The organism is Actinomadura sp. NPDC047616 (genome assembly GCF_040642915.1).
Lineage (GTDB): Bacteria > Actinomycetota > Actinomycetes > Streptosporangiales > Streptosporangiaceae > Spirillospora > Spirillospora miaoliensis.
In genome coordinates, this window is record NZ_JBEYTB010000001.1 from 79,718 (window position 1) to 103,263 (window position 23,546).

Consider the following 23,546-nt stretch of genomic DNA (forward strand, 5'->3'; position numbering starts at 1 on the left):
GCGATCAGCGCGGAATCGGTGAGTCGCTGGAGGTGCCGCCCATGTCCGTCCTGCGGGCCGTCGTGTTCGATCTCGACGGCGTCCTGGTCGACTCCGAACCGGTGTGGGAGGAGGTGCGCCGCGGCTACGTCGCCGACCACGGCGGGCGGTGGCGGCCCGACACCCAGGACCGGCTCATGGGCATGAGCACCAAGGAGTGGTCGCGGTATCTGGCGACCGAGCTGATCGGCGGGATGGAGCCGCGCGAGGTCGCCGAGGGCGTGATCGGCCAGATGATCCGCCGGTACGACGAGCACCTGCCGCTCATGCCCGGAGCGCGGGAGGTGGTGCGGCGGCTGGCCGAGGACGGCCGTCCGCTGGGGGTGAGCAGCTCGTCCCCGCGCACTCTGATCGATCACGTGCTCGACGAGATGGGGGTGCGCGACCTGTTTCGCGCCACGCTCTCCACCGAGGAGGTGGCCCGCGGCAAGCCCGCCCCTGACGGCTATCTCACGGTGGCCGAGCGGCTGGACGTCCCCGCCGAGGAGTGCGCGGCGATCGAGGACTCCAGCAACGGCCTGCGCTCGGCCCACGCGGCGGGCATGCGGGTGATCGCCGTCCCGCATCCCCGGTATCCCCCGGACGAGGACGCACTGGCGCTCGCCTCCCACGTCGCCCGGGACCTCGACGCCATCACCCCGCGCCTGCTCGACCAGATCGCCGACAAGCCGCGCCCCTGAACCGCCCCTTCAACGAGCCATCACCGACGGCGATCGCGCGCGACGCCCACCTCCACGGAAACCGGTGATCGTCCGGCTGATCCCGCCGGGGGCCGAGACGTCGCGGTGTTCGATCTCCCAGCCGAGCGAGCTGCCGACGTTGGCCGCCGCCGGCAGTTCGTCCAGGTCGGGCGGGGCGGTGGCGCGGCCGGCCAGGTAGGCGGTGCCGCCCGTGCCCTCGCCCTCATCAACGGACGTGAGGCCGGTTCGGGCCCGCCGCGATCGGCGGCGCCGCGCGCCCGGCGGAGATCGAGGTGATCACCTGACGCCGGCCACCGCTCACGACCGCCGCTCAGGGTCGGGGATGGCGACCGCGTTGTACCAGGTCTCCGAGGTCGCCGGCGTGTCGAAGCGGGCGTTGGGGAGGTACAGCCGGGAGCCGAACGCGGCCACGGTCGCCGGTACGTCGAACCGGAGATCACCCACCCGCCGTACGACGCGGCCTTCGGTCCCCGCCGCGTTCAGCCGCAGGACGGCCACCGCATTGAGCCGGTTCTGCACCGCGAACAACGTCCGGCCGCGCAGCAGCAGGCCGTCGCCCTCGGGCAGCGATTCGCCGTGCAGGTTCACCCGGCGGGTCGCGCCGGACCAGTCGACGCGGAACAGTCCGCCGGTGTTCGACTGCACGACGATCAGGCCCCGGCCGTCCGGAGTCGGTGTGATGCCGTTGGCGTTGAAGCCGGCGCCGTACACCAGGTCGCCGGTGAGCGGGATCCGCACCGCGGCGCCGGGCAGCCGTCCGTCGCGCAGCGGCAGCTTGTAGAGCACCGGGTTGGTGGAGTCGGTGAACCACGCCGCGCCCTGGGTGAGGATGACGTCGTTGACGAACGCCGGGCCGGTGGCCAGCCGGTAGGAGGCCAGCACCCGGCCCGTGCGGACATCGACGACCCTCGCGTCACCGCCCGTGCCGCCCGCGACGAAAAGCCGTCCGCGCGAGTCGATCTTCATGCCGAGGGAGGGTGTGCCCGGCCCTCGGGTGAAGATCGCGCCGCGTCCGGTGCGCAGGTCGGCGCGGTAGATGGAGCCGTCGGCCATGGAGCTGAAGTAGGCGAACGGGCCGGGTCCGGTCGCGATGCCCTCGGGGCGGAACCCGTCCGGAAGCCGGATCGTGGCCGGGAACGCCGCCGGAGCGGGGTGGTGGCGGTCGGCGGCCGCATGGGCCGGTGCGCTGATCGTGGTGACCAGCCCGAGCACGAGTACTGCGGACACTTTCCAACGTCGCATCATGCGTTCCTTTTCTGGGGGAGCGGTGGCTCTGGCAGACACCTGCCGCAGCGACTGGTTCGGGGCATCCCGCCAGTGCGGGCCGGAGAAGCCGGCGGATATCGCCGAACCGGGGCAACGGGCGGTGCCGGGAGGCTGATCAGCGGGTCATGGCGTCAGGCGCCGTCGGGCGGGGTGAACGCGTCGGAGTGGTCGCGGACGAAGTCGGCGACGTCGTGCGGGGGGTGGCCGAGAAGGTCGGCGACCGTGTCGGTGGTGAAGTCTCCCCAGCCGGAGACGTACGCCTGCGCGTACTCCTCCAGCATGTCGACGATCCATTCCGGAACCCCGTAGCCGAGCAGGGTCTTGCGCTTGGCGTCGTCGCTGACCGGCAGGTACGTGACGGACCTGCCGAGAGCGCGACTCAACTGGTCGGCGACCTCGGCGAACGTCAGCGAGCGCGGGCCGGTGAGGGTGTACGTCCGGCCGTGGTGGCGGTCGGGGTGGTCGAGGAGCACGCGGGCGGCGCACTCGGCGATGTCGCGTACGTCGATCATGCCGATCCGCGCCGAGGCCATGTTCAGCGAGAACGTTCCGGTGGCGGAGATGTCGCCCGCCTCGTTCAGCAGGTTCTGCATGAACCAGTGGGGGCGCAGGATCGTCCAGCGCATGCCGCACCGTTCGGTCTCCAGGTCGGACAGCGCGTGCAGCCTGCCGCTGCGGTTCGGCGCGTCGTGCGCCGCGCCGACGACGGACAGGCGCACGATGCGCTCCGCACCGGCCTGGCGTGCGGCCCACACGGCGTTCATGTTGTTCTCCGGAGCGCGTGGGCCGTTCGGGGTGAGCAGCCACACGTCGTGCACCCCCTCGAAGGCGGGCGGCAGCGACCGGGCGTCATCCAGGTCGCCGACGAAGACCGCGGCGCCCCGCTCGCGCAGGCCGTCGGCCTTGGACTCGTCGCGGACGAGCGCACGAAGGTCCACATCGGCCCCTCGCAGCGCGTCGATCAGTGCGGTGGAGACGGTTCCGGTGGCTCCGGTGATCAGCACGGTGCGTGACACGCTCATTCTCCTTCGGTGGTGGCGGGGATACGGACGGGGTCGCGGACGACGCCGGGGGACGGCCGCTTCCCGGCCGCCCGGTTGACGGTGATGCGCTCCAGGACCCAGAGCACGAGGGTCCCGGCCGAGAGGGCGGCGCCCAGGACGCACACGCCGGACCAGCCGCCATGCGCCCAGACCACCGAGGTCAGCGCGGACCCCGCCGCGCCGCCGACGAAGAAGGTGGTCATGAACGCGGAGTTGATCCGGTTGCGGGCCTCGGGGCGGAGTGCGTAGACGACGTTCTGGCTGCTGTTGAGCACCGCCTGATGCGCCAGGTCCAGCACGACCACACCGACGACCAGCAGGACCAGCGAGTGCGCCCCGGCGGCGATGGCCGGCCAGGACGCCACCAGCAGGACCGTCCCGGCGCCGGCCACGATCTGGACGTGCCCGCGGTCGGCCAGCCGCCCCGCCACCGTGGCGGTCAGCGCACCGGCGACGCCGAGCAGGCCGAACAGGCCGATGGCCGACTCCGACCAGCCGTACGGCGGCCGCACCAGCAGGAAGGTCAGCGCCGTCCACAGCACGCTGAACGAAGCCAGGCTCAGGGCGGCGATGCCCGCCCGCCACCGCAGCAACGGCTCGTACCGGAACATCGCCACCGTCGAGCGCAGCAGCCCGGAGTAGGACATGCGCGGGCCGTCCGCGCCGAGCCGGGGCAGGAAGACGCGCAGCAGCACGGCCATCAGCGCCATCAGCGCCGCGTTCACCCAGTAGACCGTCCGCCAGCCGCCCAGCTCGGACAACACTCCGGACGCCGTGCGCGCCAGCAACAGGCCGAGCATGAGCCCGGTCATCACCGTGCCGACCACCCGGCCACGCTCGGCCGGGTCCGCCAGCGCCGCCGCGAACGGCACCACGACCTGCGCTCCCACCGAGGTCAGCGCGGTCAGGGCCGTACTGGCCAGGAGCACCGTGCCGTTGGCCGCGGTGGCCGACACCAGCAGGAACACCGCGGTCGCCGCGTACAGCGACACCGCCAGCCGGCGCCGGTCCACCAGATCGCCGAGCGGCACCAGCAGGATCAACCCCAGCGCGTACCCGCACTGCGCGGCCGTCACTATCAGTGCCGCCAGTGAGGTCCCGGTCCCCAGCTCCCGGCCGATCAGGTCGAGCAGCGGCTGCGCGAAGTAGTTGCCCGCGACCGCCAACCCGGTCGCCACCGACATGAGCAGAAGCAGCCCGCGCGGCATGCCGCCGGCCGCGTGAGGTCTCGTCGCCGTCATGTCCCCCAGCCTGGAGGACCGACGATCAATGAGTCCAACACATGTTTGTCATGAGATCGATCGTGAACCACGATTGATCCATGGAGCTTCAGCAGATGCGCTACGTCGTCGCGGTCGCGGAGACGAGCAACTTCACCCGCGCCGCCGAGCGGTGCCGGGTCGTCCAGTCCGCGCTGAGCCACCAGATCGCCCGCCTGGAACGTGAGCTGGGCGCCAAGCTGTTCGACCGCACCAGCCGCCGCGTCCGGCTGACCCCCGCCGGCGAGGCGTTCCTCCCCGCCGCCCGCCAGGCTCTGGACGCCGCCGAACGCGCCCGCGCCGAGGTGGCGGCCGCCGCGGGCGAGATCCGCGGACGGCTCGCCATCGGCGCCATCCCCACCGTCACGGCGGTCGACCTGTCCACCGCGTTGAAGGACTTTCACCTGCGGCACCGGCAGGTGCGCATCACCCTCCGCTCGGGCGCGAGCGAGGAGCTGATCGAACAGGTGCGGCAGGGCACCCTGGACATCGGGTTCCTGGGGCTGCCGGTGGACCTGCGTCCCAAGGGCGTCCGCGGCCGTGAACTGGCGCGCGGTGACCTCGTCGCCATGATGGCGCCCGACCACCCGCTGGCGGGCGAGGAGCACCTTGACCTGCACCAGCTGTCGGACGAACCCTTCGTCGACTTCCCCGCGGGCACCGCCGCGCGGACCCAGTCGGACCAGGCGTTCGCGGCGGCCGGAGTCCGGCGCGAGGTCGCCTTCGAAGTGACGACCGTGGACTTCATGGCCCGCCTCATCCGGCAGGGCCTGGGGATCGGGATGATGCCCGCCTCCTTCGCGTCCGAACTCCCCGACCTGCCCACCGTCCGGGTTCGCGACGCTCCGGCCCGCGTGGAGCACCTCATCTGGAGCCGCTTCCGCCCCTCCCCCGCCGCCGCGGCCTTCCTGTCCACACTGGGCATCTCCGCGGACTCCGGCGACCAGCACGCCGCGACGTGAGAATCCTGCGGACGAGCCCATATCGCCGATCCCGCTTCTCCTGAGCCTTCGCGGATTTCTCGTAGCTGACCTGGACGCTTCTTCGGTCTCGAACTGATCCTCGACGGCATCGCCGGCGCGATCGGCACCTCAGGGGGCCTGTGGATAACCCGCGCGGCCCGTCGTACCCGGCCCCTAGGATGGCCGGGTGTCCACTCACGCGAGCGAAGTGCAGGCCAGTAGCGGCGCGCTGGACGTGCTGCGGCGCGTGTTCGGGTACGACGCGTTCCGCGACGGGCAGCAGGAGATCATCGAGCATGTGATCGCCGGGCACGACGCCCTGGTGCTCATGCCGACCGGCGGCGGCAAGTCGCTGTGCTACCAGATCCCCGCGCTGGTCCGTAAGGGCGTCGGGGTGGTGATCTCCCCGCTGATCGCGCTGATGCAGGACCAGGTGGACGCGTTGCGCGCGCTCGGCGTGCGGGCCGGGTTCCTCAACTCCACGCAGGACTTCGACGAGCGCCGCGTCGTGGAGGCGCAGTTCGTCGCCGGCGAGCTGGACCTGCTGTACCTGGCGCCCGAGCGGCTGCGGCTGCCCGCCACCGTCGAGCTGCTCGACCGCGGGACGGTCTCGCTGTTCGCGATCGACGAGGCGCACTGCGTGGCGCAGTGGGGGCACGACTTCCGGCCCGACTACCTGATGCTGTCCGGGCTGCACGAACGCTGGCCGGACGTGCCGCGCGTCGCCCTCACCGCGACCGCCACCCCGGCGACCCGCGCCGAGATCGCCGCCCGCCTCGACCTGGAGCGGGCCCGGCACTTCGTGGCCAGCTTCGACCGCCCCAACATCCAGTACCGGATCGAGCCGAAGGTCGACCCGAAGAAGCAGCTGCTGACGCTGCTGCGCACCGAGCACGCCGGGGACGCGGGCATCGTCTACTGCCTGTCGCGCAACTCGGTCGAGAAGACCGCCGAGTTCCTGTCCGCGAACGGGGTCGAGGCGCTGCCGTACCACGCGGGCCTGGACGCGGCCACCCGCGCCGCCAACCAGGCGCGTTTCCTGCGCGAGGACGGCCTCGTCATGGTCGCCACGATCGCGTTCGGCATGGGCATCGACAAGCCGGACGTACGGTTCGTGGCGCATCTGGACCTGCCCAAGTCGGTCGAGGGCTACTACCAGGAGACGGGCCGCGCCGGACGCGACGGCCTGCCCTCAACGGCCTGGCTCGCCTACGGGCTGCAGGACGTCGTCAACCTCCGCAAGCTGATCGAGGGCTCCGAGGGCGACGACGCGCACCGGCGCCGCCTGACCCTGCATCTGGACGCGATGCTGGCGCTGTGCGAGGCGGTCGACTGCCGCCGCGTCCGCCTGCTGGACTATTTCGGCCAGCCCGCCGAGCCCTGCGGCAACTGCGACACCTGCCTGTCGCCGCCGCAGTCGTGGGACGGCACGATCGCCGCCCAGAAGATCCTGTCGGCCGTGGTGCGGCTCGACCGCGAGCGGCGCCAGAAGTTCGGCGCGGGCCACATCATCGACATCCTGCTCGGCAAGAAGACCGCCAAGGTCATCCAGTTCGACCACGACGCGCTGACGGTGTTCGGCATCGGCACCGAGCTGCGCGAGGCCGAGTGGCGCGGCGTGGTCCGCCAGCTCCTGGCGCAGGGACTGCTCGCCGTCGAGAGCAACCACGGCACGCTGGTCATCACCGACCGCAGCGCCGAGGTGCTGCGCGGCCGGCGCAAGGTCATGCTGCGCCGCGAACCCGAACGTCCCGCCACCAAGGCCGCCGGCGCCGCCAAGTCGGGCAAGAAGTCCACCCCGGCCGCCGACCTGCCCGCAGAGGCGGTGCCGTTGTTCGAGCGGCTACGCGCCTGGCGCGCCGCCACCGCCAAGGAGCAGGGCGTCCCCGCCTACGTCATCTTCCACGACGCCACCCTCCGCGAGATCGCCACCGTCCGCCCGGCGTCCCTCGCCGAGCTCAGCCGCGTGAACGGCGTCGGCGAGAACAAGCTCGCCAAGTACGGCCAGCAGGTCCTCGACACCCTCACCGAAGACACCCCCGCCACCGAGTGATCTCCCTGGCGGGGCGGACGTTCACAACACGCCCCGGAGCGTGGCCACCCCCGCGAACCGCGAGCTCCGACCGCGGGCGTGGCCGCACGTCTCCGTCGTGATCGTCAGGCGATGGTGCGGACGGCGCCGCCGGTGGCCGTGCGCAGCGCCGCGGCCAGCCGGTCGCGGGCCTCGGTCTGGGCGGCGATGCGCGCGTCGAGGACCGCCAGTGTCTCAGCGCTCGCTGGTGACGCCGTACGCATGATGCCGCTTGGCGGCCGCGATTGCGATTTGTTCGCCGCGATGGAGAAAGCGCAGTTCAAGGCGGCGCATGGGAGCGTGAAAAGGGTCTGGTCGCCGCCGCGAAGGTTCGGCGTTTTCGCTGGTCAGCGCCATATGTGAACGACGTGTTCGCGTTTGCTCTGGCCGCCGTGACGGTTCAGGATGAGGGAAATGCCGCGACCGGCCCCGGCGGGGGCTTGTTCGGCGTGCCCGAAAGAAGGGAAACGCGATGACGATTCTGGTGACCGGGGCGACCGGAAATGTGGGCAGGCTCGTGGTCGAGCGGCTCGTCGAGGCGGGCGCGGACGTGCGGGCGCTGACCCGCGACCCGAGCAGGGCACGTTTTCCACAGGGTGTGGATATCGTCGGGGGCGATCTCGCGGTGCCCGGGGGCCTCGCCGACGCCTTCCACGGCGTGGAACGCATGTACCTGTTCCCGGTGGCCGCCACGGCGAAGGACGTGGTGACGCTGGCGAAGGACGCCGGGGTGAGGCATATCGTGACGCTCTCGTCCGGCGCCGTCACCGGGGGGATCGACACCGACTTCCATCTGCCCGTGGAGCAGGCGGTGGAGGCGTCCGGTCTGGAATGGACGCATGTGCGGCCCGGCGAGTTCATGCTCAACAAGGTGTGGCTGTGGGGTCCGTCCATCCGGCAGGAGAGCGTGGTCCGCGACCCGTTCCCGGATGTGCCCTGGTGCCCCGTCCACGAACAGGACATCGCCGACGTCGCCGCGGCGGCGCTGCTTGAGGACGGGCACGCGGGCAGGGCCTACGACCTGAACGGTCCCGAACTCCTCTCCAAGCGCGACCAGGCGAAGGCCATCGCCTCCGCCATCGGACGGGACATCCGGGTCGAGACGGTCACGCCCGAGGAGGCGCGCGAGCAGTACCGCAGGCTGGGCGGATTCGCCGCCGCGAACGCCGACTTCCTTCTCGGCTTCGAGGACTACTCCGGGAAGCCCGCCGACCCTCACGCGATGGCCGAACTCGACCTCGCCTCGTTCGGGCCGATGCCCACCATGCAGGACGCCATCGGCAGGCCCGCGCGGACGTTCGCCCAGTGGGCCCGTGACCACGCCGACGACTTCAGGTGAGCAGACGGGCCAGTTCCACGCGCGACCGGATGCCCAGCCGGGAGAAGACGTTGCGCAGGTGGTGGTCGACGGTGCGGGGGCTGATGGTGAGCCGGGCGGCGATCTCGCGGTTGGTGGCGCCCGCGGCGACGAGCCGGGCGATCTGGAGCTGCTGGGCGGTCAGCCGGTCCAGGCCGACCGTGCCGCCGCCGTCCACCACCTCCCCCGCCGCGCGCAGCTCGGCCCGCGCGCGTTCGGCCCACGTCGCCGCGTCGTAGTTGTCGAAGATCTGCACGGCGGTGCGCAGGTGGCCGCGGGCCTCGCGGGGACGGCGGTCGCGGCGCAGCCGGTGCCCGTACAGCAGTTCCGTCCGGGCCAGCTCGAACGTCGCGTCGCAGTGGCCGTGCAGCCGCAGCGCCTCCTCGAAATGCGCGACGGCCGTGTCCTCGTCGTCGGCGAGCAGGGCGTGGCAGCGGTGGGCGAGCGCGCGCCGTCCGGGGCTGCGGGTGCCGCGCGCCCACCGGTCGTACAGCTCGAAGGCGCTGCGGGCCTCGTCCCGGCGGCCGCAGCGGGCGGCGGCCTCCACCAGGTGCACGGCGGCCATGACGCGGACGGCGGGATGAGCCGAGTCGGTGCCGGTCAGCAGCCGGAGCCGGGCCAGGGCGTCGGCGGGACGGTCGTCGGCCAGGTCCAGGCAGGCCAGGGCCCACGACCCGTACGCGGCGGGCCGGGCGAGCCCGTGGCGTCCCACGGTGTCGCTGAGCCCGTCGAGGTGGTTCAGCGTGGCGGCGCGGTCGCCGCGGAACGCGGTGACCAGCGCGATCGTGGCCAGGTGGTCGGCGGCGATGTTGCGCTGCCCGGCGGCGCGGGCGAGGTGCAGCCCTTCCTGGGCGATGGCGGTCGCCGCCGGGTAGCGGCCGAGGAACAGTTCGGTGTGGGCGAGGATCGCCAGCGCCTGCGGCTCCAGGACGGGAACGCCGCCGCAGCGCGCGCTTGCCACCGCCCGTGCGGCCAGTTCCCGGGCGCGCCGTCCGTCGCCGCACACCATGGCGGCGAACGCCGCGTACATGACGGCCGCGCAGTCGTCGGCCTTGTCGGCGAGATGCAGTGCCTTGGCCAGGTTCCGGGACGCGACGTCGTACCGTCCCCGGAAGGTCGCCGCCAAGCCGACGAGGTGCGCGAACACCAGCTCGGCGACCGGGCCCCGCGCGTGGAGTCCCGCCGCGTGGTCGGCGATGGCGGCGAACGAGTGGACGTCGCCGCCCGATTCGGCGGCGTGCGCGGCCTTCATCAACGTGGTGGCGGCCAGCGCGGGGTCCGCGCCGGCCAGGCGGTCGGCGGCCTCGCGCAGGATTCCGGCGGCGATGGCGGGCGTCCCGTCGTACAGCTCGATCTCGCCCTGGAGCAGCCGGGCGCGGCCGAGCCGTTCGGGGGTGTCGGCGAACGGCAGCACGGGACGCAGCATCGCGCGGGCACGGCGGGGCAGCCCGGCCGTCCACGCGTCGGCGGCGGCGGACACGTACCGGTCCGCCTTCAGGTCCAGGCCCGTGGTGAGCTCGGCGGCGCGCTGCCAGGTGCGCGAGGCGTCCAGGTACTGGCCGGTCGCGCGTGCGGAGGCGGCGGCGTCGGCGAGCTCGTCGGCGAGGGAGTCGTCCGGACGGTCCACGGCGGCGGCGCGGTGGCGGCCGCGCCGGGCCCGCTGTCCCTCCTGGTCGAGGACGTCCGCGAGCCGCGCGTGCGCCCACCGCCGTTCGGCGGGCGAGGCGTCGGCGTACACCGACGACCGGACGAGCGGCGGCACCTCCACGGCCTGCCCGTCCACGCGCAGCAGCCCTGAGCCGAGCGCCGTGTCCAGGTCGGCGAGGTCGGCGGCGCGGGCGAGGGTGTCCAGGTCGAGCCGGTCGTCGGCGACCGCGAGCAGCACCAGCCGCCGGGCCCCGGTCGGCAGGCCGAGGTAGCGCCGCCGGTAGCGGGCGCGCAGGCGGCTGCCGGGGGGCAGCGCCCGGGGCGGCGCCGCCGTGCCCGCGAGCTGCTCGGGCGTCAGCGCCTCGGCCAGCTCGACCAGTGCCAGCGGGCGGCCGGCGGCCAGCTCGACCAGTTCCTCGGCGAGCTCCTCCCGGATCAGGCCCCGGGTGAGCCGGTCCAGCAGGCGCACGGAGGCGGCGTCGTCCAGCGGGGGGACGGAGAGCCGGGGCACGTCGGCCGGGCCGTCCCGCCCGCACACCGTGAACACCATGGCCACGCGGTCGTCGCGGACGCGCCGCGCCGCGTACGTCAGCGCCTCCAGCGACACGCGGTCGAGCAGGTGCGCGTCGTCCACCCAGCACAGCAGCGGCCGGCCGGCCGCCGCCTCGGCCAGCAGCCCGCACACGGCGGTGAACAGGGTGAACGGCGCGGCGGTGACGCCGCCGCCGTGCCCGAGCAGCGGCCCGAGCACGTCGGCGTGCCTGGAGGCGTGCGCCGGGGACGACCGCCGCGCCGCGTCCGCCAGCGGGCGCAGCAGCCGGTGCAGGCCCGCGTACGGCACGGCGGTCTCCTGCCGGATGCCCCGGGTGCCGAGCGCGCGGAACCGGGGCGGCGCCTGGCGGACGACCGCCTCCAGCAGGCCGGTGCGGCCGATGCCGGGCGGCCCGACGATCGCCAGCGCGCCGCCGTGTCCGGTGCGGGCCCGGCCGAGCAGCCCGCGCAGGGCCGCCAGCTCGTGGTCCCGCCCGTAGAGGGTGGTCGTCGTGGTCGTGGGGGCGAGGTCGGTTCCGAGGGTCATGTCGCACCTCCCAGCCGGATGCCGCTCGTGCGATGCGGCTCGCGGCTCAGTGGCTTGCCGGCCCGGGGCCGATCGCGGTCAGCCGTGGCTCGGCGCCGCGTACCCCTTGGCGAGGTCGGACTCGGTGGCGTCGCGCACCATCCGGGTGCCGCCCGCCGCCTTGGCGTCGGGCTTGACGACGTAGCTGGCGCGGGACGCGGGACGGTCCCACTTGGAGAAGTCCTGCGGCGCGCCGCCGAACCCGAGGTCGAACCTGGCGTTGGAGCGGTGGGCGTTGACGATGCCGTCGCGCGTGAGGTCCTTGCTGGCGCACGCCTTCTTCAGCGCCTCGCCGACGATCCCAGCCGTTGTGTAACCCGAGTAGACCGAGCTGTCCAGGGGCTGCCCCTTGTAGGCCGCCTGGTACTCCCCGGCCAGCTTCCGCACGGCGGCGATGTCGGTGCTGAACGGCGGCGCGGCGGTCATCACGTAGTAGTCCTTCTGCAGCGCCGCGCCGACCGGGGTGGCCAGCAGTTGCTGCGCGAACGCCGAGTTGCTCGCGGCGAACGGCACGTCCAGCCCGGACGCCGCCGCCACGCCCACCAGCGACGCGGCCTGCTTGGGGCTGACGCTGACCAGCACGGCCTTCACCCCGGCCTTGCGGAACGCGCCGACCTGCGCGGTCATGTCCGCGTCGGTCGCCTTGACCTGCTGTTCGACCAGCGTCATCCCGAGCTTGCCGGCCGCGTACTTGGACCCGGCGAGGGCGCTCTGCCCGTAGTCGCCCTCCAGGTAGATGTGGCCGACCTTGTCGCCGCGCTTGAGACCCTTCTCCTGCGCCAGGTACGCCAGCCCGTTGATCATGTCGATGTCGTAGGTGGTGCTGGTGACCTGGATGTAGCGGCTGCCGAGCAGGTCGTGCGCCCACGCCTGCGGGATGGTCAGCAGATGGTCGGACTCCACCCGGGCGCGCAGCGCGTTGGTGATCGGCGACCCGATGACCTGCGGCAGCGCCACCGACCGGGGGACGACCTCGCTGTAGGCGGCCACGGCCTTCTGCACGTCGTAGCCGTGGTCGCGGACCACCAGCTCGATCTTGCGTCCGCACACCCCGCCCGCGGCGTTGAGCTGGTCGAAGTAGAGCTTCTGCGCCTGGGTGACGCCCTTGCCGAGCGCGGCGTACGGGCCGGTGAGGTCGGTCAGCGCCGCCACGGTGATCTTGTCGTCGGTGACGCCGGGTCCGGTCTTGACGCCATCGGAGGACGAGCCGCCGGTGGCCTTGCCGCTGCACCCGGCGGCCGCCAGGGCGAGCGCCAGCGTCGTCGCGGCGACGGTCAGGGTTCTCATGCGGGTGTCTCCTCGGGGCTGGAGGGAAGGGGGGACGCGGGGCGGCGGCGGGCGCGGACGCGGATCCGGACGCGCGCGGCCAGGCCGAGCACGCCGCCGGGCAGGTACAGCAGGACGGCGACGAACGCGACGCCGTACAGCAGCCGGGCGGCCTCGGCGGGCGACATGCCGCCCGACGAGCCGGGCGGGGCGACCAGGGGGACGGCGTCGCCGTAGCGGGTGAGCAGCATGGGCAGCACGGACACGAACACCGCGCCGGTGACCGCGCCCGCCACCGTCCCGAGCCCGCCGATGACGATCATGGCGAGGTAGTCGAGGGCCAGCGCCAGGCCGAAGTACTCGGGCACCGTCCGCTGGAACGCCAGCGCGACCAGCACCCCGGCCAGGCCCGCGTACATGGACGACAGCACGAACGCCGCCGCCCGGTACCGCGCGACCGGCACGCCCATCGCGCCCGCCGCGATCTCGTTGTCGCGGATCGTGTTGAGCGCGCGTCCGGGACGGGAGCGCAGCGCGCCCCGCGCGAACAGCCCGGCGAGGACGAGCAGCAGCAGGGCCAGGTACCAGAGCCGTTCCAGCCCGCCGAACGGCACGCCCAGCACGTACAGCGGTTCGGGGGTGTCGGCGAACCGGAACCCCAGCAGCTCCATCGGCGGGACGGCGCGTCCGTTGACGCCGCCGGTGACCGAGTCGGCCCGCAGCATCATGTGCTGGCCGAGGAAGACCAGCGCGAGCGTCGCGATGCCCAGCGCGGGGCCTTTGAGGCGTCCCGCGATGGGGCTGCACACCCCGCCCGCGATCCCGGCGACGACGACCGCCGCGACCGCCGCCGGCCATGTCGGCCAGCCCAGCCCGGACAGCGTGTGCCCGGCTGCCTCCTCCGGCTCGGCGGCCAGCCACACGTAGGCGTAGGCGCCCACGGCCAGGAAGAACGCGTGCCCCATGGACAGCTGACCGGCCGCGCCGGTGAGCACGTTCAGCCCGATGGCGCCGATCGCGGCGGCCATCGCGAACAGCCCGGCCTGCAGCCAGAACGGCCCGGCGTAGAACGGCAGCGCCAGCAGCACGACCAGGCCGGCGGCGGCCGCGCCGGCCGTCACACGTCGCTCAGACACGGGCGGGCTCCCTGGTTCCGAACAGCCCGGCGGGGCGGGCGAGCAGCACGACGGTCATCAGCAGGTAGGGCGCGATCTCGGCGAAGCCGCCGCCGAACAGCGCCACGTCGTTCTGGTAGCCGACGACCGCCGCCTCGGTGATCCCGATCAGCACGCCGCCGACGAGGGCGCCGGTGGTGGAGTCGACCCCGCCGAGCACGGCGGCGGGCAGCGCCTTGAGCGCGGCGAACGACGTCGTCCGGTCCAGGCCGGGGGTGGGGAACACGCACAGGAACAGCGCGGCGAGCGCGGCCAGCGCCCCGGCGACGGCCCAGGCGCCCGCCGAGACCCGGCCGAGCCGCACGCCCATCAGCGCCGCCGTCTCCCGGTTCTCGGCGGCGGCGCGCATCGCCACGCCCCAGGAGGTGAACCGGAACGCCAGCAGGAACGCGGCGATGACGGCGACCGCGACGACGAACGCGGCGATGCGGGTCTGCGCGATCGTCACGTCGCCGATCCGCACGACGCGGTCGCCCCAGGGGTCGCCGAGCGGCAGCACCTCGGTGCCGATGCGGCGGGTCAGCTCGACGGTGAGGACGATGTCCACGCCGATCGTGACGATGCTCAGCGTGGCGTGCCCGCCGGCCCGGACGCGGCGCAGCACCACCAGTTCCACCAGCGCGGCCAGCGCCGCCGTCGCCGCGACGCCCGCCAGGACGGCGCCCGCGAAGCCGATGTCGTCGTGCAGCACCGCGACCAGGTAGCCGCCCGCGAGCAGCAGCGACGGATGGGCGAAGTTGATCACTTCGGTGGCCTTGAAGATCACCACGAAGCCGAGCGCGATCAGCGCGTACACCGCGCCGGACGCCAGCCCGTTGACCAGGATCTCCACGATCGAGCTCACGCGTGCTCCCCCTCCGTGGCCGGTGCCGCGGACTTGCCGGTGCCGAGGTAGGCGCGGACGACCCGCGGGTCGCGCTGGACGCTCGCCGGGGTGCCGGTGACGATGCGGCGGCCGAAGTCCAGGACGGTGACCTCGTCGGCCAGCCGGGCGACCATGTCCATGTCGTGCTCCACCAGCAGGACCGAGATGCCGAGCGAGGCGCGGACCTGGCGCAGCACGGTGGCCATCACGCGCCGCTCCGGCGCGTTCATCCCGGCGACCGGCTCGTCCAGCAGCAGCACGCGCGGCTCCAGGCACAACGCCCGGGCCAGCTCGACGCGCTTCTGCACCCCGTACGGCAGCAGCCCCACGGGGTGGCCGAGGTGCCCGGCGACGCCGACGAACTCGGCGATCTCCGCGACGCGGGCGCGGTGGCGGCGTTCCTCGCGGCGCGCGGCGGGCAGCCGCAGCCCGCAGGCGACGAACCCGGCGCGGGTGAGGCGGTGGCGGCCGAGCATCAGGTTGTCGGCCGTGCTGAGCCGGGGCGACAGCGCGATGTTCTGGAACGTGCGGGCCACGCCGAGCGCGGCGATGCGGTGCGGCGGCAGGCCGGTCAGCTCCGTGCCGCCGAGCCGGACGCTGCCCGACGTCGCCCGGTAGACGCCCGACAGCACGTTGAAGCAGGTCGACTTGCCCGCGCCGTTCGGGCCGATGAGCGCGTGCATGCTGCCGGGCGTGACGGTGAAGTCGACGTCGTCCAGCGCGGTGAGGCCGGCGAACCGCACGGTCAGCCCCGTGACGGCCAGCTCGGGTGCGACGAACTCGGGCGCGGCGGTCATCCGGCCCACCTCGCCAGGGTCCGCTCCGGGACGTCGGCCGGCTCGTCGTCGTCCGCGCCCGCCGGTCCCAGGTAGCGGCGGCGGACCTCCTCGGACGCGGCCAGCTCGGCGGACGGCCCGGACAGCGCGACCGCGCCGACCTCCAGCACGTAGGCGTGCGACGTCAGCTCCAGCGCCAGCGCGGCGTTCTGCTCGATCAGCAGCACGGCGGTGCCCTGCCGGTTGATCGCGGCGATCGTCTCGGCGATCCGCTCGACCATGATGGGCGCCAGGCCGAGGGACGGCTCGTCGAGCAGCAGCAGCCGCGGTTCGGCCATGAGCGCCCGGCCGATCGCGAGCATCTGCTGCTCGCCGCCCGACAGCAGGCCCGCCTTCTGCCGGTCGCGTTCGGCCAGCACCGGGAACAGCTCCAGCACGCGCGCGCGGGTGGCGGCCGTGCGGCGCCGGTCGCGCCGGGTGCCCAGCGCCCCGGCCCGGAGGTTCTCGCCGACGGTCATGCGGGCGAACACGTCGCGGCCCTCGGGCACCTGGACGACGCCGTCGGCGACGATCTGGTCGGGGCGCAGGCCGCGCAGCGGTCGTCCGTGGGCGGTGACGTCGCCGTCGCGCACCGTCCCGCCGTGGAACGACAGCACGCCGGACACGGCCCTCAGCAGCGTGGTCTTGCCCGCGCCGTTGCCGCCGAGGACGGCCACGAACCCGCCCTCGGGCACCTCCAGGGACACCTCCCGCAGGGCCCGGACGGGGCCGTAGTCGATGGTCAGGCCGCTCACGCTCAGAGCGACCCCGGGGCCATGCCGTACGCGCACCTGTGTCTCCTCGCGGTCAGCTCGCGGGGGGTGGGGAGGCACACACCAACACGGGCCGGCGGGGCAGGTCTAGAGCGCCGTTCTAATACGGGGAGCGGACGCAACCCGCGCCGCCCGGGGTTGTGAGCGCTCACAATCCCGCGGGTCTGGGTCTGGTCACGGCCCCGCCCGGATGCGACCATGAGCGCCCTGCGGCGGCACCTGCGGTGGCGTTCGAGGAGGCGAGCATGGCGATGCTCACGACGGTGTCCGACGGCGCCGACCGGGCGGTCGTCCGCCGGGCGGTGGCGCGGCTACGCGAGCGGCTGCCCGACCTCGCGGGACGGCTGGTCGGCGAGATCCTCGACGGTGAGGGCGGTGACCGTCCGAGCGGTCCGCGCGAGGATCTGTGGGAGGTCTGCCACACCGGGCTCGGCCACGGTTTCGCGGCGATCCTCGACTCCGGCCGGGGCCGCGCCGACCTGACGTGGGCCGAGGAGCTCGGCCGGCGCCGCGCCGAGCAGGGCCTGCCGCTGGACCGGCTGCTGCGCTCCTACCGCCTGGCGGGCACCGTGTTCTGGGACGCGCTGGTGGAGGCCGTCACCGAGGACGACCCCGCGCAGGTGCCCGCGCTCGTCCGGCAGGCCACCCGCACCTGGCAGACCATCGACCAGCAGTCCAGCGCGGCCGCGGCCGCCTACCACCGCACCGAGTACGACCTGCTGCGGCGCAGCGTGGAGCGGGTCAACGCCGTCGTGGACGCGCTGCTGGAGGGACGCGGCGACGGCGGCCTGATCGCCACGGCCGTGTCCGTGCTCGGCCTGGCGCCCAGCGGCCGCTACGCCGTGGTGATGCTGCGCCAGGACGAACCGGGCCGTCCCGCCGACTCGGCGACGGGCGGCATGCGGTTCATCTGGCGGGTGCGCGCCGACGTGCAGGTGGCGGTGGTCGACCTCGGCGAGGCCGACCTGGACGACCTGGAGGCCGCGCTGCGCCCGCACCTGCGCGCGCACGCGGGCGTCAGCGCCGTCGTCGACGGCCTGGCCGACCTCGGCACGGCGCGCTGGCTCGCCGAGCTGGCGCTGCGCACCTGCCGCCCGGGCGAGCCGGACATCGCCCGCATCGACCGGCGCCTCCCCGAGGCGCTGCTGGTGTCGCAGCCCGCGCTCGCCGGACGGCTGCACGAGCGGGTGCTGGGCCCGCTGGCCGCCCTGGACACCGGGACCCGCGACGTGCTGATCGCGACCCTGGCCACCTGGCTGGAGTGCGACGGGTCGGCCGCCCGCGCCGCGACCCGGCTGTACTGCCACCACAACACCGTGCTGAACCGGCTGCGCCGCATCGAGACCCTCACCGGCCGGATGCTCAGCCGCCCCCGCGACCTGATGGAGATCGTCCTGGCCCTCAGCTCCCGCAACCTGTCCGACGACTGAACGCCACCCCGCCCGGGCGCAGCGCCGCCACCGTGGCGTCGATTCATCGTTGGATCGACCTCGCTTCGACGTTTCGCACGAGAGGCCCGGCGGCGGTCGCCGGGGGAGGCGACCGCCGCCGGGCGGATGTGTCACCCGCTCAGACGGGGCAGGTGTCGCGGTAGTCCGAGATGGTCAGGTCGTTGGGGGCCGGGCACAGGAACTGGCTGTAGCGGGTGTCGTCGTCGATGAACCGCTTCATCCAGCTGATCATGTACTTGGCCATGGTGGTGTTGGACGTCTGCGGGAAGAAGTGGCTGGCGCCGCGCAGCTCCATGTACGCCTTCTCCGGCGTGTTGCTCAGCGTCAGGTAGAAGGGGATGGAGTGGGTGGCCACCGGCGCGACGGCGTCGGACTGGCCACCGATGATCAGGGTGGGGGTGCGGACCTCGGGCCAGGTCGTGTCGAGGTTCCACGGCGCGATCGGGATGGCGGCCTTGAGCGAGGGACGGTCCTTGGCGGCCTCCAGCGTGCCGCCGCCGCCCATGGAGTGGCCGGCCACGGCCAGGCGCGACGCGTCCACCCGGCTGCGGACCGAGCTGCGCTGGGTCAGGTAGTCCAGCGCGGCCAGCAGCTGGGAGCCGCGGCTGTCCGGCTGGTCGAGCAGCGTGTTGGTCTCGATGCCGAACACCACGAAGCCGTGCGAGGCCAGGCGCGGGCCCAGCCAGTCCAGGCTGGACCAGGTGGCGGTGAAGCCCGGCGAGATGGCGATCGCGCCGAACGTGCCCTCACTGGTGGTGGTCGGGTAGTAGATGACGCCGCCGCCGAAGCCGGTGACGCTCAGGCTGGAGACGGCGGTCTGGGACGTCGAGTACGGGCCGCGCGCCGACTCGATGAGGGCCTCGGTCGGGTCGGGCCCGTGCTGGTACGGGCTCGCCGCGGTGACGGCGGCCGGGGCGGCGGGAGCGGCGTGCGCGGCGGGAGCGGCGAGCGCGCCGGTGCCGGCGGCCAGCGTGACCGCCAGGGCCGCCTTGGCGACGGCCCGCAGGGCGCGGAGGCGGGGGGCGCGGTGGCGGGGGGCCGGAGCGGTCAGGAGCCCGGATCTGATGGGCGGGGCGCTGTCAGATGGGGTGTTCCGGGACTGCACGTCGATGCACTCCTGTTCGGGGGGGGAACCGCGGCACGTGGGGGCCGTGACGTGGTTCACACGGATGTCGACGTGGAGAGCGTGCAATCCCCCGCGCGAGCAGGCATCGGCGAAATCGCCTGCCTCGTCGCGGCCCTTGGCCCCACCAGGGCCGTTACCGCCGGGGGGTTACCGCCACCCGCAGGCCGCGGCCGCGGCGTCCCACGCGTCGGCCCCGCCCGGCAGGGGCCACGCCCGCGTCCGCTCGTCGTCGTACGGGACGGCCGCGGCCGTCCGCGCGAGCCCTTGGACGAGCGCGTCGATCTGCCGCTGTGTGCCAGGCTCCGGCCGCCGCCGCAGCTTCTCGATGACGCCGGTCACGTAATCCTCCACGGCCTCCAGGACCGCCCGTTGCCCGGCGGCGTCCATCCCCCGCGTCAGGACGAGCATCGGTGGGACGACTTCCTCGGCGAGTGCAGCGGCCAGCCGGTCGTGACCGTCCAGCACCACATGCCCGTCCAACCCGCTGACGGCCCACAGGAGTACGGGCGGCAGCGCACGTTCCCGTACCTGCTTGCGGTAGGCCTTCACCCGTCCCGCGTCAGGAGGGGAGAGCGGACGCAACGGCAGGATCCCGCCCCACCCGTTGCCGTCCCAGTCGATGTAGGTGGACGGCTGGGGCTCGGCGCCGACCAGGCCCCACCCCCACCACCCGGAGAGCGGCTCCCAGACGTTCGTGTTGAACATCCGCAGCACCCACCGCCCCTCGTGCAAGGGGGAAGTGTCGGCCTCGTCCAACCACATGGCGAACCGGTACGCCCAGTCGCGGCTTTCGCGTACGCGCGCCTCGGCGGCACGCAACGGCGGCAGGGGCGAGGTGTAACGTCCCGTACGGAAGACGTCCACGCCCGACCGGTCCTCGTCCACCAAGCCGAGCAGCACCGCGTCGTGTCCCTGACGCAGGAGCATGCGACGTGGATGCGCCACCTCCATGCGAAGCCCCGGCATCCGACCCCGTTCGACACTCAGGCCGAACGCACGCCCATTGCCCAAGGCCTCGATCTCCATGTAGCGCATCGCAGGTATCGTCCCACCCGCCCCCCGCCATTCAGGAAACGTTCAGGGAAACGTCAGCATCATTGGAGTGTCCGCACCTAGCGTGACCCCGATGCTCGTGCCCGCGCTCGCGTCCGTCACGGCGCCCCGCAACCGCTCCCGTCCGCAACCGACCGAACGCGTACCGCCCAGTTCGCGACGCCTGGCGTGGCTGGACGGCCTGCGCGGCCTGGCGGCCATGGTGGTGGTCTTCGAACACTCGCTGGACGTGCTGTTCCCCGAGGTGCGCCGCACCGCGAGCCCGTGGTTCGACTTCGGCCGGTACGGCGTGTTCGTGTTCTTCCTCGTCAGCGGCTACATCGTGCCCGCGTCACTGGAGCGGCGCGGCGATCTGCGCGCGTTCTGGATCGGCCGCTTCCTGCGCCTGTACCCGCTGTTCGCGGTGGCCGGGCTGCTCGGCGTGACGCTCGCGGCGACCGGGGTGGCCTGGCCGCTGCCCGCCCCGCTCACCGACCGCCCGTGGATGGCCACGCTCGCGCACGCCACGATGCTGCAGGACCTGCTGGGCGTGCCGAACGTCGTCAACGTCTTCTGGACCCTCTCCTACGAGATGGTGTTCTACCTGCTGGTGACGGCGATGTTCGTGGCCGGGGTGCACCGGGCGAGCGCGGGCACGGCGGCGGCGTTCGCGGCCGTCGCCGCGTTGGCGGGCGCCGCGCTGCCGGTCTGGCTGATCGCGCTCGACTGGCAGATGGGGTCGATCGCGGTCACCGCCCTCGTCCTCGCCTGCGGCCTGCTGGCGGTGATGTACGGCACCGGACGGCTCCGCCGCTACGGCGCGCTCGTCGTGGCCGTCCTCGCCCTCGCCCTGCTCACCGTCAACAGCCGGATCGGCGGCATGGAGAGCCTGGCGATCCTGGCGACGATGTTCGCGGGCACCGCCCTGTACCGGGTCGAACGCGGCCAGATCGCCCGCCGCCCCGGGCTGACGCTGGTCGCGCTGGTGCCCGCGCTGACCGTCGCCGCCGGGGCCTGGCCCGCCCTCACCTCGGGCGACGCGTCCTGGGGCTGGCCGGCGGCGGTGACGGCGGCGTGGCTGACGTTCCTGCTCGGCTGGACCCTGCGGCACCACCGGATGCCGAAGGTTCTGGCCTGGCTGGGCCTCGTCAGCTACTCGCTGTACCTCCTGCACCCGCTGGTGCTCCAGGTCGTGTGGCGCCTGGTAGGGGAACCCGACGACATGGCCCTTGCCGAACGCCTGGCCTGGGGGGCGGCCGCCGTCGCCTGCGTGGTCGCCGCCGGGGCGTTCACCTACCGCCACGTCGAACGCCCCATGCAGAACCTGGCCCGCCGCCTGTCCCGTCCCCGCACGGTTACCTGAACGCCGCCACGTTGCGGACGGCCCACTCGGCGAAGGTTCGCGGGGCCCGCCCCAGCACCCGCTCCACGTCGGGACTCACCTGCTGCTCCTCCGGCAGCGGCTCACCCAGGATGTCGAGCGTGCCGTCCACGACGGGCTCCGGCATGAAGGTCAGCATCTGCGCCCGCGCCTCCTCCCGGGTCTGCTCGACGAACCGCACGGGCTCGCCCAGCGCGTCGCCGATGGCCGCCGCCCGCTGCCTCGGCGTGCTCGGCTCCGGCCCGGTGAGCACGTACGCGTGCCCCTCGTGCGCCGCATCGGTCAAGGCCCTGGCCGCCACTTCCCCGATGTCGGACGGGTCGATGAACGGCAACGCCACGTCCGCGAACGGCGCGGCCGCCACCCTCCGCGTGCGGATCGGCTCGGCCCAGGCGTACGCGTTGGACGCGAACCCGCCCGGCCGCAGGATCGTCCACGGCAGCCCCGACTCCCGGACGACGTCCTCCATCGCCCGCAGCGGCGCGTGAGACGGGTTCTCCGGCCGCGTCCGCGCCCCCTGCGACGAGAGCAGAACGACCCGCCGCACACCCCCGGCCTTCGCCAGGTCGAGAAGACGCCCGTTCAGGTCCCGGTTGTCGACCACCATCCAGAACAGGGCGTCCGCGCCCTCAAGAGCGGGCTTGAGCGTCTCGGGCTCGGCCACGTCGGCCTGGACGTGCCGCACGCCCTCCGGCACGTCGACGGGCCGCCGCGACACCGCCGTCACCTCCTCGCCGGCCTCGGCGAGCGCCCGCACCAGCGGCCGTCCCACGTTCCCGGTGGCCCCGGTCACCACGATCATGAAAACCCCCTCCATCACTTGACGAAGGGAAGCTAACATCCTGGATATAGTAGGTACCTAGAAGAAAGTGACTACCGGAAGGGAACCCGATGGCCGCGAAGACCGCCGAGCCCGTCGCCCCCGAGCAGGCATGCCCCATCGCCCCGGTGGTCGACATCGTGTTCAGCCGCTGGACCACGCCGATCCTGTGGACGCTGCACGAGTACGGGCGGCAGCGCTTCGGCGAGCTCGAACGCCGCATCACCACGATCACGCCGAAGGTGCTGACCCAGCGGCTCCGCCAGCTCGAACGCGACGGCCTCGTCGTGCGCACCTACCACCCCGAGGTCCCACCGCGCGTCGAGTACGAGATCAGCGACCTGGGCCGCAGCCTGGCCCCGCTGTTCGCCCACCTGAGCGAGTGGGCCACCGCCAACCTGCCCAAGGTGGAGCAGGCCCGCCGCACCTACGACGCCCGCTCGTAGTCACAGCGACGGCAACGGAGTGCCGGTCAGCTCGGCGCACAGCGCGAGCAGATCGTCCTGCACCTTCAGCGACCGCGCCGCCGGATGCACCTCACGCGGCCGCTGGTGGTAGAAGTACCCGCCGGTGACCGTCGCCTCCGGCTCGTCACTCGTGGCCAGCCACGCCTGCGTGACCGCGCCGAGCGTCAGATCGTCGGGCGCGCCCGGCCCGCCCATCTTCGTCGGCACCCAGCCCGGCTCCACCGCGTTCGACAGCACCTTTGGCCAGGCCCGAGCGACGGCGAAGGCCAGCACGACGTCGAACAGCTTGCTGTCCGAGTACGCCTGCGCGCCGTTCCACCGCCGCCCGACCCACTGCGGATCGCTCAGATCAGGGTGCCCGTCACGGTGCATGCCCGAACTCAGGTAGACGAGCCGATCCGGCGGGGTGATGAGCGCGGTGAGCAGGTAGGGAGCCAGCACGTTGACGGCGAACACCTGCGACAGCCCGTCAACCGTCTCGATCCTCGGTTCCCGGTACCCGACACCCGCGTTGTGGATGACCGCGTCGTACCGTCCCAGCTCATTCGCCTGCCGCGCCACCGAACGCATCCCAGCGATGGCACCCAGATCCCCCACGACAACGGCCTCCGCCTCGGGCAACGCCTCCAAGGCATCACGCGCCCGTTCCGAGTTGCGCGCATGCAACGTCACCCGATGCCCGTCCCCGGCGAGCAACCGCCCGGCCATCAACCCCAGCCCATCACTGGACCCCGTGATCAGTATCCGAGACATCCCCCAAGTCCCTTCTCTCCCCAGGTAGCCGCCCCCTTCCCTGCGACGCATTCCCGCTACACCCAGGAAAAAGACAAACGAAACACCAGGAACAACGGCGAGCGGTGCGGACCGTCCCGGACCGCCGAACTGGCCGGTTTTGAAACTCCTGCGTCCGCCA

The 23,546-nt window shown here is 73.2% G+C and carries 21 protein-coding genes; 7 read left to right on the forward strand and 14 right to left on the reverse strand.

Going from position 1 to position 23,546, the window contains the following annotated elements; all coding sequences use genetic code 11:
• Positions 1 to 41 precede the first annotated feature (41 nt).
• A complete protein-coding gene (locus ABZ801_RS00390) occupies positions 42 to 719 on the forward strand; it encodes an HAD family phosphatase (protein WP_360690679.1) in 678 nt (225 codons plus the stop codon).
• Between the two features lie 318 nt (positions 720 to 1,037).
• Here ABZ801_RS00390 and ABZ801_RS00395 read toward each other — a convergent pair whose 3' ends face one another.
• From ABZ801_RS00395 to ABZ801_RS00405, 3 genes are all read right to left on the reverse strand, one after another.
• Positions 1,038 to 1,967, reverse strand: coding sequence for a superoxide dismutase (locus tag ABZ801_RS00395; RefSeq protein ID WP_360690682.1), 930 nt, complete (start codon positions 1,965 to 1,967; stop codon positions 1,038 to 1,040).
• Positions 1,968 to 2,137: 170 nt separating this feature from the next.
• A complete protein-coding gene (locus tag ABZ801_RS00400; protein WP_360690685.1) occupies positions 2,138 to 3,022 on the reverse strand; it encodes an SDR family oxidoreductase in 885 nt (294 codons plus the stop codon).
• Positions 3,023 to 3,024: 2 nt separating this feature from the next.
• A complete protein-coding gene (locus ABZ801_RS00405) occupies positions 3,025 to 4,290 on the reverse strand; it encodes an MFS transporter (protein ID WP_360690688.1) in 1,266 nt (421 codons plus the stop codon).
• An 80-nt stretch (positions 4,291 to 4,370) separates the two neighbouring features.
• On the opposite strand from ABZ801_RS00405, the gene ABZ801_RS00410 reads away from it, so the two are divergent.
• Both ABZ801_RS00410 and recQ read left to right on the forward strand, forming a co-directional pair.
• Complete coding sequence (locus tag ABZ801_RS00410; protein ID WP_360690691.1) at positions 4,371 to 5,270, forward strand: LysR family transcriptional regulator; 900 nt, start codon at positions 4,371 to 4,373, stop codon at positions 5,268 to 5,270.
• A gap of 187 nt (positions 5,271 to 5,457) precedes the next feature.
• Positions 5,458 to 7,323, forward strand: a complete 1,866-nt coding sequence (gene recQ, locus ABZ801_RS00415; RefSeq protein WP_360690694.1) for a DNA helicase RecQ — start codon at positions 5,458 to 5,460, stop codon at positions 7,321 to 7,323.
• Positions 7,324 to 7,427: 104 nt separating this feature from the next.
• Here recQ and ABZ801_RS00420 read toward each other — a convergent pair whose 3' ends face one another.
• The gene (locus tag ABZ801_RS00420; RefSeq protein WP_360690697.1) at positions 7,428 to 7,565 is read right to left on the reverse strand and encodes a hypothetical protein; all 138 of its coding nucleotides are present in this window, start codon (positions 7,563 to 7,565) and stop codon (positions 7,428 to 7,430) included.
• 248 nt (positions 7,566 to 7,813) lie between these two features.
• Between ABZ801_RS00420 and ABZ801_RS00425 the strand changes: the two genes are divergently transcribed.
• Positions 7,814 to 8,680 carry an NAD(P)H-binding protein gene (locus ABZ801_RS00425; RefSeq protein WP_360690700.1) on the forward strand — a complete coding sequence of 289 codons (867 nt, stop codon included), beginning with the start codon at positions 7,814 to 7,816 and terminating at the stop codon, positions 8,678 to 8,680.
• Here the strand turns inward: ABZ801_RS00425 and ABZ801_RS00430 are convergent.
• The 6 genes from ABZ801_RS00430 to ABZ801_RS00455 form a co-directional block, all read right to left on the reverse strand.
• Positions 8,673 to 11,423, reverse strand: a complete 2,751-nt coding sequence (locus tag ABZ801_RS00430) for an AAA family ATPase (protein ID WP_360690703.1) — start codon at positions 11,421 to 11,423, stop codon at positions 8,673 to 8,675. The two genes, ABZ801_RS00425 and ABZ801_RS00430, sit on opposite strands and share 8 nt — an antisense overlap.
• Positions 11,424 to 11,501: 78 nt before the next feature.
• The gene (locus ABZ801_RS00435) at positions 11,502 to 12,749 is read right to left on the reverse strand and encodes an ABC transporter substrate-binding protein (protein ID WP_360690706.1); all 1,248 of its coding nucleotides are present in this window, start codon (positions 12,747 to 12,749) and stop codon (positions 11,502 to 11,504) included.
• On the reverse strand, positions 12,746 to 13,864 hold the full coding sequence (locus ABZ801_RS00440) for a branched-chain amino acid ABC transporter permease (RefSeq protein ID WP_360690709.1): 1,119 nt from the start codon (positions 13,862 to 13,864) through the stop codon (positions 12,746 to 12,748). The genes ABZ801_RS00435 and ABZ801_RS00440 overlap by 4 nt, the downstream gene beginning before the upstream one ends.
• Entirely contained in the window at positions 13,857 to 14,747 is an 891-nt protein-coding gene (locus ABZ801_RS00445) for a branched-chain amino acid ABC transporter permease (protein ID WP_344941150.1), read from the reverse strand. Before ABZ801_RS00445 ends, ABZ801_RS00440 begins: the two co-directional genes overlap by 8 nt.
• Positions 14,744 to 15,565, reverse strand: a complete 822-nt coding sequence (locus ABZ801_RS00450; RefSeq protein WP_360690712.1) for an ABC transporter ATP-binding protein — start codon at positions 15,563 to 15,565, stop codon at positions 14,744 to 14,746. The genes ABZ801_RS00445 and ABZ801_RS00450 overlap by 4 nt, the downstream gene beginning before the upstream one ends.
• Positions 15,562 to 16,374, reverse strand: coding sequence for an ABC transporter ATP-binding protein (locus ABZ801_RS00455; RefSeq protein WP_360690715.1), 813 nt, complete (start codon positions 16,372 to 16,374; stop codon positions 15,562 to 15,564). Before ABZ801_RS00455 ends, ABZ801_RS00450 begins: the two co-directional genes overlap by 4 nt.
• Before the next feature lie 227 nt (positions 16,375 to 16,601).
• Here ABZ801_RS00455 and ABZ801_RS00460 point away from each other — a divergent pair, with 227 nt between their 5' ends.
• Entirely contained in the window at positions 16,602 to 17,786 is a 1,185-nt protein-coding gene (locus tag ABZ801_RS00460) for a helix-turn-helix domain-containing protein (RefSeq protein ID WP_360690718.1), read from the forward strand.
• A 139-nt stretch (positions 17,787 to 17,925) separates the two neighbouring features.
• Here ABZ801_RS00460 and ABZ801_RS00465 read toward each other — a convergent pair whose 3' ends face one another.
• Positions 17,926 to 18,813: an alpha/beta hydrolase gene (locus ABZ801_RS00465; RefSeq protein WP_360692660.1), complete on the reverse strand. Its 888-nt coding sequence runs from the start codon at positions 18,811 to 18,813 to the stop codon at positions 17,926 to 17,928.
• 267 nt (positions 18,814 to 19,080) lie between these two features.
• Positions 19,081 to 19,860, reverse strand: a complete 780-nt coding sequence (locus ABZ801_RS00470) for a hypothetical protein (protein WP_360690721.1) — start codon at positions 19,858 to 19,860, stop codon at positions 19,081 to 19,083.
• A 199-nt stretch (positions 19,861 to 20,059) separates the two neighbouring features.
• Between ABZ801_RS00470 and ABZ801_RS00475 the strand changes: the two genes are divergently transcribed.
• Positions 20,060 to 21,328, forward strand: coding sequence for an acyltransferase (locus ABZ801_RS00475; protein WP_360690724.1), 1,269 nt, complete (start codon positions 20,060 to 20,062; stop codon positions 21,326 to 21,328).
• On the opposite strand, the gene ABZ801_RS00480 is transcribed toward ABZ801_RS00475, so the two are convergent.
• Positions 21,321 to 22,148, reverse strand: a complete 828-nt coding sequence (locus ABZ801_RS00480; RefSeq protein WP_360690727.1) for an NAD(P)H-binding protein — start codon at positions 22,146 to 22,148, stop codon at positions 21,321 to 21,323. The genes ABZ801_RS00475 and ABZ801_RS00480 overlap by 8 nt on opposite strands.
• Positions 22,149 to 22,237: 89 nt before the next feature.
• Between ABZ801_RS00480 and ABZ801_RS00485 the strand changes: the two genes are divergently transcribed.
• A complete protein-coding gene (locus ABZ801_RS00485; protein WP_360690730.1) occupies positions 22,238 to 22,612 on the forward strand; it encodes a helix-turn-helix domain-containing protein in 375 nt (124 codons plus the stop codon).
• Here the strand turns inward: ABZ801_RS00485 and ABZ801_RS00490 are convergent, their stop codons facing one another.
• Positions 22,613 to 23,437, reverse strand: a complete 825-nt coding sequence (locus ABZ801_RS00490) for an SDR family NAD(P)-dependent oxidoreductase (RefSeq protein ID WP_360690733.1) — start codon at positions 23,435 to 23,437, stop codon at positions 22,613 to 22,615.
• Positions 23,438 to 23,546 lie beyond the last annotated feature (109 nt).